Origin of the sequence: Nibrella saemangeumensis, assembly GCF_039541915.1 — a bacterium.
In the GTDB taxonomy this organism is placed as follows: domain Bacteria; phylum Bacteroidota; class Bacteroidia; order Cytophagales; family Spirosomataceae; genus Nibrella; species Nibrella saemangeumensis.
In genome coordinates this window covers 391955-404210 of record NZ_BAABHD010000005.1, presented here as the reverse complement: position 1 = coordinate 404210, position 12256 = coordinate 391955, and the positions used below count along the sequence as shown (strand labels likewise).

The 12256-nt window shown below is 54.3% G+C and carries 13 protein-coding genes; 8 read left to right on the top strand and 5 right to left on the bottom strand.

The genetic code is table 11. The annotated features are described in order from the left end of the window. Positions 1 to 50: 50 nt before the first annotated feature. The 3 genes from ABD949_RS03650 to ABD949_RS03640 form a co-directional block, all read right to left on the bottom strand. Positions 51 to 398, bottom strand: a complete 348-nt coding sequence (locus ABD949_RS03650; protein WP_345240650.1) for a hypothetical protein — start codon at positions 396 to 398, stop codon at positions 51 to 53. An 18-nt stretch (positions 399 to 416) separates the two neighbouring features. Beyond that, positions 417 to 1208: a PD-(D/E)XK nuclease-like domain-containing protein gene (locus ABD949_RS03645; protein WP_345240648.1), complete on the bottom strand. Its 792-nt coding sequence runs from the start codon at positions 1206 to 1208 to the stop codon at positions 417 to 419. Between the two features lie 141 nt (positions 1209 to 1349). Next, positions 1350 to 1991, bottom strand: coding sequence for a hypothetical protein (locus tag ABD949_RS03640; protein ID WP_345240647.1), 642 nt, complete (start codon positions 1989 to 1991; stop codon positions 1350 to 1352). Positions 1992 to 2166: 175 nt separating this feature from the next. Here ABD949_RS03640 and ABD949_RS03635 point away from each other — a divergent pair, with 175 nt between their 5' ends. The 7 genes from ABD949_RS03635 (at position 2167) to ABD949_RS03605 (ending at position 7910) form a co-directional block, all read left to right on the top strand. Then, entirely contained in the window at positions 2167 to 2553 is a 387-nt protein-coding gene (locus tag ABD949_RS03635) for a helix-turn-helix domain-containing protein (protein ID WP_345240646.1), read from the top strand. Positions 2554 to 2637: 84 nt separating this feature from the next. Next, positions 2638 to 3120 carry a hypothetical protein gene (locus ABD949_RS03630; protein WP_345240644.1) on the top strand — a complete coding sequence of 161 codons (483 nt, stop codon included), beginning with the start codon at positions 2638 to 2640 and terminating at the stop codon, positions 3118 to 3120. A gap of 123 nt (positions 3121 to 3243) precedes the next feature. Next, on the top strand, positions 3244 to 4239 hold the full coding sequence (locus ABD949_RS03625) for a mevalonate kinase family protein (RefSeq protein ID WP_345240642.1): 996 nt from the start codon (positions 3244 to 3246) through the stop codon (positions 4237 to 4239). Positions 4240 to 4346: 107 nt separating this feature from the next. After that, positions 4347 to 5216 carry a UTP--glucose-1-phosphate uridylyltransferase GalU gene (gene galU, locus ABD949_RS03620; RefSeq protein ID WP_345240640.1) on the top strand — a complete coding sequence of 290 codons (870 nt, stop codon included), beginning with the start codon at positions 4347 to 4349 and terminating at the stop codon, positions 5214 to 5216. A 60-nt stretch (positions 5217 to 5276) separates the two neighbouring features. Then, entirely contained in the window at positions 5277 to 5999 is a 723-nt protein-coding gene (locus ABD949_RS03615) for a 3-keto-disaccharide hydrolase (RefSeq protein ID WP_345240638.1), read from the top strand. Positions 6000 to 6078: 79 nt separating this feature from the next. Next, positions 6079 to 6939, top strand: a complete 861-nt coding sequence (locus ABD949_RS03610; RefSeq protein ID WP_345240636.1) for a hydroxypyruvate isomerase family protein — start codon at positions 6079 to 6081, stop codon at positions 6937 to 6939. An 86-nt stretch (positions 6940 to 7025) separates the two neighbouring features. Beyond that, positions 7026 to 7910 (top strand): hydroxypyruvate isomerase family protein, encoded by an 885-nt coding sequence (locus tag ABD949_RS03605; protein WP_345240634.1) that lies wholly within the window; start codon positions 7026 to 7028, stop codon positions 7908 to 7910. 73 nt (positions 7911 to 7983) lie between these two features. Here ABD949_RS03605 and ABD949_RS03600 read toward each other — a convergent pair whose 3' ends face one another. Both ABD949_RS03600 and ABD949_RS03595 read right to left on the bottom strand, forming a co-directional pair. Further along, the gene (locus ABD949_RS03600; protein WP_345240632.1) at positions 7984 to 9708 is read right to left on the bottom strand and encodes a GMC oxidoreductase; all 1725 of its coding nucleotides are present in this window, start codon (positions 9706 to 9708) and stop codon (positions 7984 to 7986) included. Positions 9709 to 9851: 143 nt separating this feature from the next. Beyond that, positions 9852 to 10733 carry a hypothetical protein gene (locus ABD949_RS03595; RefSeq protein WP_345240630.1) on the bottom strand — a complete coding sequence of 294 codons (882 nt, stop codon included), beginning with the start codon at positions 10731 to 10733 and terminating at the stop codon, positions 9852 to 9854. A 164-nt stretch (positions 10734 to 10897) separates the two neighbouring features. On the opposite strand from ABD949_RS03595, the gene ABD949_RS03590 reads away from it, so the two are divergent. Next, positions 10898 to 12247 carry an APC family permease gene (locus ABD949_RS03590; RefSeq protein WP_345240628.1) on the top strand — a complete coding sequence of 450 codons (1350 nt, stop codon included), beginning with the start codon at positions 10898 to 10900 and terminating at the stop codon, positions 12245 to 12247. Positions 12248 to 12256: the final 9 nt, after the last annotated feature.

Below are 12256 nucleotides of genomic sequence, written 5' to 3'. Positions count from 1 at the left end.
AACGGGGAGGCTTTTTTACTGGTACTGTTTCAAATGCTGGCTGGATACGTTTAGTCCAGCCAGATTACTTTTTCGTAAGCGATCTCATAGTCGAGTTCCTGCAGCGGTACCAGTTCGGCAAAGCGTCCAGCTTCGTCTACCCGCACGGCATGCCAGAGGCCGGTAGCGTCGCGCATCAGCAGTCGGTATCCGTACAGCGGGTGGTAGGTATCGCCGTCGGTGCGGTGGTCCCAGCCGGTTTGCAGTTCAATGGCGAAGGCAATCCGGCTCAGGGCTTCGTCCATCTGGCACACCAGGCTGCTGTCGCTGCTCAGGTCTTCAATCCAGAGGACCAGCCCATCGGTGCCCCAGTCAAACTGGAGCGTAGTGGGTGTTAATGTCATCACAAAAGCATTCATAGGGTTGAGTTTACGTAATCAGGAAGCCAGTCCGCTGCTGACCGGCCACAAATCCGGCTGCACCGGCTGCTCTTCTTTCCATTTTCGCAGCCAGAACCGGTATTTCTTCCGGCCATAATCAACAAAATTCGGAATCGAAGTGGCATCAACGGCGAACAACCGGTGCGGCCGTTGCTTCTGCACACCAATAAAAATGAATCTGAACCGCCGGGTATCGATCCACTCCGGCAGATCGGCGTAGCGGAGGCTGTCCAGGTAAAATGCGGCCTGACGGTCGTAATCGTAATCGTAGCAGGTCTGCAGAAACTGCGCCTGAGTTCGGGCCGAGGTCGTTTTAAAGTCCAGAATCAGCGCGTTCCGGCGCTTTGGACTAGTATAAACCACGTCGAGTCGGGCTTTACAGGCTATTCCGCTCATCGGATCGGTAAAGAGCACCACCCGCTCACGCTCCGACTTGCGCAGGTACCGTTGGCAAAAGGCATCCTGCCGGATGGTGTGCATCAACTGCTGCAGTTTGGCTTTATCGTTGCCATTGAGCATTGGCTTACCGACCAGTCCCGATTCAGTCAGGTCGGGTAACAGTTGCTCCAGCACCGTGCCAATGGTTTCAGGCTCCAGCAGGTGGCTGTGAAAGGCTCTTCCGAATGCACGGGCCTTTTCCGGAAAAAAACGCGCCGATGGCACCGACCAGTACCCCAGATGCTCTTCTTTCAGCCGGGTGAGGTCGGAGTTGGATACGCGGGCAATTGACCGGTAGTCAGTCAGGCCGGTGGCCAGCTCCGGTTTATCAATGGTTAGTTGGCTAATCATAACGGTGAAAAAAAGTGTATACCGTTTGCGCAGTCCGCCAAAGCGGAGTTAAAGTAGTTTGACCAGGCCGGGAGGTTTGCCCGCGTCAGCTGACAAACGCCCCAGTCGGCAAACGCCCGCTTTGGCAGACCGCCTGAACGTTTACTCACCCGCCGTCAGCAATTCCGGCTCATCGGCTGCGTGGGCAAAGGGATTATAGTAATTAAGAGCGGTTTTGATGTTGGCGATGTCGGTCAGCGTCTCCTGGCGGAAGATCTTATGGTCCTGCGCAAACTGCTTCAGTTCGGCAGTGCGCTCGGTATCGCCGAGGGTATACGAGAACGTAGCGATGTAATACACGCCCTTTGGCTGGATCTTGGTATTTTCTTTTTTCTCGGCTACGGCCGTGATGACCACGTCGGCCAGCGTGAGGTCGTCGTAGTAAAGCGGCTCAATCAGCCGGAAAATATTATCAACCGAGTAGCCGTGGAACAACACCGCCGATACACAGTTTTTCTGGTCGAGGAAAAAGATCTCCGCCCAGTTTTTGGTACCCATGTTCAGGATGTTGTCCGTGAAGATCCGCCAGGCCAGCGGCTGGAAGGTAAGCGTCCGGCCGATCTTTTCGGTACCGTTGATGTTGAACACACCTTCCTTGGCATCGAAGCGGTACTGACGGGGGTGTCCTTCGAGGTATTTGTATTTATTAACCACCTCGCCCGTGACCTCGTGAATTTTTTGGTACGGTTTCAACATCAAACCGCTTTGATTTGTCTCGGTTGTGTTATTCTTTTGCATGTTCATTAGTATTTGTTGTTTACTGTTCGAGCAGGGGGCCCATATTGCGGTCCCTTTTGCCTTTTACAGGGGTTCGTTTAACAGGTAAATATACATAAAACCGTGTAAATTTTAAACGACTTTTTCCGAAAAATTCCCTTAAAACTTACACATATTTATGTAAAATTGACGCCTTTCACGCATGACCATCGAAAACCGCCTGCAACAGCTCATCGATGCCCTGGACATCAGCGTTCTGGAGTTTGCCCGTAAGCTGGGCGAGCGCCGGGGCGAAAAAATTTATCATATTCTGCACGGCCGGATGAAGCCTCGCTTTGATACGTTGCAAAAGATTCTGATAGTCTTTCCGCAGGTTAACGGCGATTGGCTGCTTCGGGGCGAAGGCCTGATGTTCCGCACGCTAAACCCTTCTCCTTCGGCCGCCATTACCACCGAAGAGCGGCTGCGGAACATGGAGTTTCTATTGTTTCAGCTTAACGAACGCATGGCGCTGCTGCAACAGACCAACGACCAGCTTCGGGAGGAGGTGGCGGAGTTGAAAGAGCAGGTGACTGCGAAAGCCGGTTAAGCTCTGTAACGGCCTGTTCCCAGAACCGCCGGCTGAAACAACGCCCGCTTGTTTCGGGTTATATTGAAAAATCCTTAATACGTTATGGGAAACAAGACATCAGCGTTCGACCCGGAAGAGGTTGATCCTAAATTTTATTCAAATGATCCCTATCAGCACGGTACGTCGGACTACGGCCGCGTGACTGAAGGGACTAATGTAGAGACGTTTAATTCGGTGTCCGGTATGGACCAGGATATAGAGAATACAGAGTTGATCGCTGGTCTGCGGGAACGGAATATGGGCGAAGGTCATCCGGCAACCCCCAAAGGTGAAAGCCTGAATACTGATCAGGAGTGGGAGGTGAATCCGGAGGCTGTTAATCAGGGCAGCCACGCAAATCCCCAAATGATGAGCGACGAAGCGAATCGTAAACTGGAACAGATACCCGATAATCCGTCGGATGAGGCTTTGTTCCATCGCCACGATGCCACGTATCTGGAGCAGAGCGATAATCCTAACACCGATTATGACCCGCATAATGTGGGGTATGACAACCAGCCAGGCAAACGGGATATAAAGGAATAAACCACTTCAGCGGCCGGAACCAGGAGTTCCGGCCGCTTCTTTTTGGGCTGACCGACCGGTATATAACTACCTAACCTATTTTCTTTGTAAACTTGCCGGCTCGTACACCAACCCTGTTGTCCCTTGATTATTGAATCCCGTGCCTACGCCAGGGCGGGCCTGATGGGCAATCCGTCCGACGGCTTCTTCGGCAAAACCATTTCCATCTCCGTTCGTAACTTCGGTGCGTCTGTAAAGCTTTATCCGTCGCCCGAGCTTCATATCGAACCGCAGCCGCAGGATACCAATGTGTTTCGCAGCATCTTCCACCTGCGTGATGCGGTCAGCACCCTGGGCTACCACGGTGGCGTACCGCTGCTGAAAGCCGCCATCAAGAAGTTTCTGGAGTATTGCGAACGCGAGCAGATCAAACTACCCAACAAGAACTTTTCAATCCGGTATGCCACCTCTATACCCCGGCAGGTCGGGCTGTCGGGCTCCAGCGCCATTATCGTTGCCGCTTTCCGGGCGCTGATGCGCTTTTACGACGTAGAGATTCCCCTACCCACCTTGCCAAACCTCGTTTTGGCGACGGAAACCGAGGAACTCGGTATTGCGGCCGGTTTGCAGGACCGGGTGATTCAGTGCTACGAGGGCTGCGTATATATGGATTTTGATCGGGCGCTGATGGAGCGTCAGGGCCACGGCTTCTACGAATCGCTCGATCCGCGATTACTGCCCAAGCTTTACATCGCCTACAAAACGGAATTGGGTAAGCAGTCGGGCAAGATACATAACGATGTTCGGTCGCGGTGGTTACAGGGCGAAGAGCTTGTCGTAAACACCCTGCACCATATTGCCGATGTCGCCTGTCAGGGCCGCGAAGCCCTGCTGCAGCAGGATCTGGAAGCCCTGAACAGTCTGGTCAACCGCAACTTTGATCTTCGCTGTCAGATTTACAATATTAGCGAGAGCAATATGGCGCTCATCCGGGCCGCCCGCGCCTGCGGAGCGTCGGCCTCGTTTACCGGCTCCGGCGGCTCTATCATCGGCATCTACCGCGACGACGCCATGCTGAACCGACTCTTCATCGAACTTAAAAAGTTGAACGCCCGCGTGATTAAGCCGTATGTAATTTAATGTTGAATGAGAGAATGATTGAGTGATAGAATAAATGGGTCATCAGGTTAATTTATTCGCTTTATCATTCAGCAATTCAATCATTCAACAACTCTATTATTTCTTATATGATCAAGAAAGCCGTTATTCCCGCTGCCGGATTAGGTACGCGGTTTTTGCCCGCCACGAAGGCGCAGCCCAAAGAAATGCTACCGATAATCGACATGCCGACCATTCAGTATGTAGTGCAGGAGGCCGTCGATTCGGGCATTGAAGACATTCTCATCATCTCCGGAAAAGGGAAGCGGGCCATCGAAGACCACTTCGATCGCAATCACGAACTGGAGGCCCGATTGGTAGAAAAAGAAGATCGATCGCTTTATGATGAAATGCGCCGGCTGTCGGATCTGGCCAATATTCATTTTGTGCGCCAGAAAGAGCTGAATGGGTTGGGAGACGCCATCAGTTACGCCCGTCATCATGTCGGCAATGAACCGTTTGCGGTTTTACTGGGGGATACCATTATGGATTCGGTAATTCCGGTAACGCAGCAGCTGATTGACACCTATGAGCAATACGGTGGGTCGGTGATTGCGGTGGAAGAAGTGCCGGCCGATAAAGTAAACCGGTACGGGATCATAGGCGGTAAATCGCTGAGCGATCGGATTCTGGAACTGGATACCCTGGTAGAGAAGCCGGCTATCAGCGAAGCGCCTTCTAACCTGGCTATTGCCGGGCGGTATGTACTGTCGCCGGAGATTTTCTCGGCCATTGAGCAGACCGGCATGGGCAAGAACAACGAGATTCAGCTGACTGATGCCCTGCGGCTGCTGCTGAAGCGAGAGTGCATCTATGCCCACCATATCGAAGGCAAGCGGCACGACATCGGCAACAAACTCGACTTTCTGAAAACGACCGTGGAGTTTGCGTTGAAGCGGCCCGAGTTTGCCGAGCCGTTCCGGAAGTTCCTGAAAGAGATATTACAGGACAAAAGTTAGACGTTTTATCGTTATTTTTGAGTAAATGTTTTTTGCAATAACCTTAATGACCTCATACCTATGCGTTTTTTTCGATTGACAGCCGCTGGGCTGCTTGCTTTATCCCTCACGCTTAACCTGTCTCCCGCCGATGCTACAGCCAACCCGGCTAAGCCCAAAAAAGGCAAGTGGGAGAAAATCTTTGATGGTAAAACCCTGAGCGGTTGGCACAATTACCTGAAGCCCGGGCAACCCGTGTCGGATAAGTGGAAGGTTGAAGACGGCACTCTTACCCTGACTGCGGGCAGAGCCGGTGATATCGTTACTGACAAAGAGTACGGTGATTTCGAACTGGAGATCGAGTGGAAGATTGCCGAAAAGGGCAACAGCGGTATTATGTATCACGTCAAGGAGGATCCCCAATATAAGACCTCCTACGCTACCGGCCCCGAAATGCAGGTGCTGGATAACGAACGCCACCCCGACGCTAAGATGGGACGTAACAACAACCGCACCGCTGGCTCGCTCTACGACATGCTACCACCGACCGATCCGTCGGCTTACAAACCAGCCGGTGAGTGGAACAAAGCCAGATTGGTTGTAAAAGACGGCAAAGCCGAGCACTACCTGAACGGTAAGAAAATTGTGGAATACCCCACCAGCGGCCCCGAGTGGGATAAAATGGTGAGCGAAAGCAAGTTCAAAGGCTGGGAAGGCTTCCACAAGTACAGCACCGGCCGCATTGCCCTGCAAGACCACGGCGATCGTGTCTGGTACCGCAACATCCGGATTCGCGAGTTATAATTCTGTTCCAGGTTCAACGTTTCAGGTTCGGAATTGCCCAACCTGAAGCGTGGAACCTGAAATACTAAACCCTTAAAAAATGTCTACCCGCCGATCCGCCCTAAAAACTCTGACCGGGACTGCCCTGACGCTGTCGCTAACCGAGACGCTGGCTGCTCAGGCCGCTGCTGCTCCGGCCCTGAAAGGTAACATCAACCACTCGGCCTGCCGGTGGTGTTACAGCAAAATTCCGCTCGAAGAGCTTTGTAAAGCCGCGAAGGAAATCGGCCTGAAAGCGCTTGACCTGACCGGCCCTGCGGAATGGCCCGTACTGAAAAAGTACGACCTGACCTGTTCCATGGCGCAGGGTGCCGGCAAAGGCATCGAGAACGGGTTCAATAACCCGGCCCTGCACGACGAGCTGATTGCCAGCTACGAAGCCATCTTCCCCAAGCTGAAAGAGGCCGGCCTGACCAACGTGATCTGCTTCTCGGGCAACCGCCGGGGTATGGCCGACGAGCAGGGACTGGAGAACTGTGCCAAAGGTCTGAAACGACTGATGAGCAGCGCCGAAAAGCATGGCGTGGTGATGATCATGGAGCTGCTCAACAGCAAGGTCAACCACAAAGACTATATGTGCGATCATACCGCCTGGGGTGCCGAACTCTGCCGGCGTGTGGGTTCGGAGAGCTTCAAGCTGCTGTACGATATCTACCATATGCAGATCATGGAGGGCGATATCATTCGCACGCTCAAAGAAAACAGCAAATACATCGGCCACTACCACACGGGCGGCAATCCCGGCCGTAACGAGATCGACGAAACGCAGGAAATCTACTATCCGGCCGTGATGAAAGCCATTCTGGACACCGGCTACAAAGGGTTTGTTGCCCAGGAATTCATCCCCAAGCGCGACCCCCTCACCTCGCTGAAGCAGGGGGTGTTGATTTGTGATGTTTAAATTGTTTCAGGTTCCAAGTTTCATGTGTGGGAAATTAACAAGCAGCATGAACAGACAACCTGAAACCTGAAACTTGAAACAGTAAAATGTCTTCCTCCCGCCGAACGGCACTTAAAAAACTAGCCGGTACTGCACTGACCGCAGCCGCCTTTGAATCCATCGCTATGGGCATGGACACGCCGATGAAACTTAAAGGCAATATCCGGCATTCGGTGAGCCGCTGGTGTTACTCAAGCATTCCCTTTGAGGAACTGGTGCAGATCAGCAAGAGCCTGGGTATTGAGTCGGTGGAACTGACCGGCCCCGAGGAGTGGAAGGTGCTGAACAAATACGGCATGACCTCGGCCATGGGCTGGACGGATTGGCCCAAAGGTACCGGCCTGACCAGCTTCTTCAACAATCCGAAGAACCACGATACGCTGGTCGACCTGTACACCAATCTGATTCCGCAGGCGGCCAATGCCGGGGTGCGTAACCTGATCTGCTTTTCGGGAAACCGCAACGGCCTGGGCGATTACCAGGGTCTGCTCAACAGCCAGAAGGTGCTGAAACGGATCATGCCTATTGCCGAGAAGAATAACGTGCTGCTGACGATGGAACTGCTCAGTTCCCGCGACAGTCACCCCGACTACCAGGCCGACAACGTGGAGTGGGGCGCGGTACTGTGCGAAATGGTAGGTTCACCCAACTTCAAGCTGCTTTACGACATCTTCCATATGCAGAGCATGTCGGGCGACCATATCCGCAACATCCGTCGCTACCACCAGTACATCAGCCATTACCATACCGGCGGGCATCCGGGCCGGCACGAGATCGACGAGACGCAGGAGATCTATTACCCGGCCATCGTGAAAGCCATTATAGCGACCGGCTACAAAGGCTTCATCGGTCAGGAGTTTGTGCCTACGGCTAAAGACAAAGCCGGTATGGTGGAGTCGCTGAAGAAGTCGGTGCTGATTTGTGATGTGTAGTCAATAGTGGTTAGTCGATAGTTGTTGGTCGCTAATTGCGGATTCTACTAACGGCTATTGACTAACCACTTACTTACAACTCTCCCTTCTTCAGCGTCTTCACCGCATAGTCTGCCGCCCGCGCGGTTAAGGCCATATACGTGAGGGAGGGGTTCTGGCAGGCGGAGGAGGTCATGCTGGCCCCATCGGTGACGAAGACGTTCTTTACCGCGTGCATCTGGTTCCACTGGTTCAGCACGGATGTTTTAGGGTCTCGGCCCATGCGGCAGGTGCCCATTTCGTGAATGGCCAGACCCGGCGGCTGGTGGTTGTCGACAGCGGCTGTTACCGTGATGCCTGCGGCTTCCATCATCGCTTTGCCTTGCTCAATGGCGTCTTTCGTCATCTTATCTTCGTTGTCGCCCCACTGGCAGTCGATATCGAGCGTAGGCATGCCCCACTGGTCTTTCTTGTCGTGGTTCAGCCGGACGTGGTTCTCGTAGCGCGGCAGCATTTCGCCCATAGCGGTCATGCCAAAGGTCCAGATTCCGGGCTTCGTAATCTCTTCTTTGAATTCAGCGCCGAAGCCGTCCATGCCAACACCCCGGCCCCAGGTCTGGCGGCTCCCTCCGCAGGCATAGGCATAGCCCCGGACAAAATCAGTTTGTTTGTCGTTGAGCACATTACGGAACCGGGGCACGTACGTACCCGTTGGTCGGCGGCCGTAATAATATATATCGTTGTACTCCTTCCCTTCGTAAATACCCGACAGGCGGCCCCGGTAGTTGTGATCCATCAGATAGTGGCCCAGAGCTCCGCTGTCGTTACCCAGCCCATTGGGGAAGCGGCTGGAGGTCGAATTGAGCAACAGCATGGTAGAGTTTAACGTGGCGGCATTCACGAAAATTACTTTGGCGAAGAACTCGGTGGCCTTTTTGGTATTGGTATCAATGACCCGTACGCCCGTTGCCCGTTGTCTTTTCTCATCGTAGATGATGGAGTGGACCACCGAGAAAGGCCGGATAGTCAGGCGACCGGTTTTGGCGGCAGCAGGCAAGGTGGCCGAATTACTGCTGAAGTAAGCGCCGTACAGGCACCCACGGGCGCACCAGTTGCGCGCCTGGCAGTCGGCACGGCCAAGTTCCTGATGAATTTTCTGCGCTTTGCTCAGATTGGCCGTGCGGCTGATGATCAGGTGCCGGTTGGGAAACTGCTTCTTCCAGGCATCGCGGACGTGTTTTTCAATGCAGTACATCTCGAAGGGGGGCAAAAACTCGCCGTCGGGCAGCGTGGACAGCCCATCTTTGTTGCCACTGATACCCGCAAACCGCTCAACATAGCTGTACCACGGAGCCAGGTCGTCGTACCGGATCGGCCAGTCGATGCCGATGCCGTCTTTCTGATTATCCTCAAAATTAAAAGGTGCCCAGCGCTGGGTCCAGCGTGCCCACAGCAGCGACTTGCCGCCTACCTGGTAGCCCCGAATCCAGTCGAACGGCTTCACCTGCGTGTACGGATGATCTTCGTCGCGGATAAAGAAGTGACCGGAGTATTCGTTGAAGGCGTAGTCAACTTTCCGTTGGGTGGGCGCTTTTTCAAGTTCGGTTACCGGATACCGGCCCCGGTGGTGCATCTCCCACGGGCTCGACATGGTCGTGGGGTAGTCGGTAACGTGTTCGATGGGGCGGCCCCGCTCCAGTACCAGGGTGCGCAGGCCTTTTTGCGTCAGTTCTTTGGCGGCCCAGCCTCCGCTGATACCTGAGCCAATGACAATGGCGTCGTAGGTATTTTGAGCAGTTGCTTTCAGGTTAAGGTTCATCGGGCAAGGTAAATTTTCACCAATTTACGCAAAACCAGGTAATCTGCCGCTGGATTCAGACAGGGTTTAGCCCACAAAAAACCTCTCACCGCTACATATAGAGCAATGAGAGGCTTTTCTGTGTATCAGGAAGAGTACCGCTGCTAATTACCGCTGGGTCCTTTCGCATTCCCGCTGCCGCTGGCAGGGCTGCCTTTGGCGGTTCCCTGACCCGTGTTGCTGATGCGCTGGTTGGTATTGCCGCCTGCGCGGGCATTTGTCTGCGTACCCCGATCGCCCGGCCGCTGGTTTACTTTGTTAACATCGGTAACCGAACCGGGCTGTTGTCCCTGTGGCTTTACATTGACCCGCGACGTGCTGGCTCCACCCGGGCCCGATTCGGATGTGGTCATGGTTTGGCTGCGTTGTCCGCCACCATTTCCGGTATTCGCCTGATCAGGACCAGTCAGGTTATCGGCCTCGCCGGCCTCGCTTCTAACGCCCTCAACGGAACCAGGGCGCTGGGAGCCGGTCTGACCCGAAGTCGATAACGTAGAGGTAGTGCGGTTAGGTTGCTGCCGTACCGTAATTTTAGTGTTGGTCCCCGGTGCTCCTCCCGGTGTAGGAACACTGGAACTGCCTTCCGACGAGCTACCCTGCGTCCGGACGCGTGGTCCCAGCGCCGGCAGTTGGTTGACCCAGCGGGGTTCGCGTTCAGTGCTGGCACTAGCTTCGGCCGACCGGGTTGGCATATTGTCGCTCGGCGCTACAATCACGTATTCGGAGCCAATGGCTGAAGTGGGTGCGGTAGGTGAGTAAAAGCTATTTCCGCTTCGACTGACCGTGTTACCTTCCATTTTTCCGTTTCCCCGCCGGGTATCTCCGCTGCCGGTCCGCTGCAGCCCTTCACTTGAACTGGTCTGGCTTTTTGGGTTAGCGGCTTTGGTGGTGACGCCGGAAGTTGTTTTCTGCGATTGTGTCTGCGCTATCGATTCGGCCGCCAGCACCATAGACAGGGCCAGTCCGCCGATCAGTATCTTTTTCATAACATGATGTATTTACAAAATCAGTCCAATGTTACCTAATCAACCTTAATCGATAGGCTTTGTTTGTAAAATTAGCCTGGAGAAAGGGGGGGCGGAGATGCGCTGCTGCCGGAACTTTTCATACATTGGCAGCATTTGCCAATAAACCAAAAGCTGCCGTACGCTTGGAAAACGCTACCGCTCCTGATTCACAGACGCTTCCCCACCGGCTCAACTTACTGCAAGGAACCGCCCTGAACATGATTGATATGGTCGGGATCGGACCGTTTGTGGTATTGCCGCTGGTCATCCAGACCATTGGCGGGCCGGAGTTCATCTATGCCTGGGTACTCGGTGCCCTGATCTCGTTTATCGATGCTTTTGTCTGGGCCGAACTGGGCGCGGCCTTTCCCCAAGCCGGCGGCAGCTACAACTTTCTGAAAATCGCTTATGGTGAAAAACGCTGGGGCCGATTGTTCTCCTTCCTGTTTGTCTGGCAAACACTGATTCAGGCTCCGCTGGTGGTCGCATCCGGGTCTATTGGCTTTGCGCAGTATGCTTCCTACCTCTTCCCGCTCGACGACTGGCAGCGTCGGTTGGTGTCCGGTGGGGTGGTCATTGTCATTGTCCTGCTGCTGTACCGGCGTATCGAAACCATTGGGCGCATTAGCCTGCTGCTCTGGGCCTGCGTGCTGACCACGATGGGCTGGATCATTGTCGGCGGCCTCAGCAACGCTACCCGACCGGTGCTGGAGGTGGTTCAGGCCGCCGGGCCGGTAACGACCGGGCTATTTGGGGCAGGGCTCGGAGCCGCTTCGGTCAAAACGATTTATTGTTACCTGGGCTATTACAACGTTTGCCATTTGGGCTCAGAGATTCAGAACCCAAAGCGCAACATCCCCATCAGTATGTTTATTTCCATCGTCGGGATTGCCGCGCTGTACCTGCTAATGAACGTGAGTGTAGTCAGTGTGATTCCCTGGCAGGAGGTGCAGCAGAGTAAATTTATTGTGAGTACGTTTGTGGAGCGGCTATACGGCCCCGAAGCGGCCCAGATGGCTACCTGGCTGGTACTGGTGGTCGCGTTTTCATCCCTGTTTGCCGTGCTGCTCGGGTATTCGCGGGTACCCTACGCGGCTGCCGCCGACGGTCAGTTCTTTTCTGTCTTCGCCCGTTTGCATCCTACCCGCCACTTTCCGCACCGCTCGCTGCTCTTCCTGGGGGCCCTGGCGTTTGTGTTCAGTCTGCTATTCCGGCTGTCAGACGTCATTACGGCCATTCTGGCGATGCGCATTGTGGTGCAGTTCATCGGTCAGGCCGTTGGGCTGCTGATTTTGCACCGGAACCGGCCCCGCTCCAGTTTTCCGTTTCGGATGCCGCTGTACCCGTTGCCGGTTGTGCTGGCAATTATCATCTGGGCGTTTATTTTTGTCTCCACCGGCTGGTCCTTTATGCTATCGGGGCTGACGGTTACGACTCTGGGCATCGTGGCCTTTTTGATTTTGGCGAGAGTCAAACGCCAGTGGCCGTTCTAAGCAAACCCC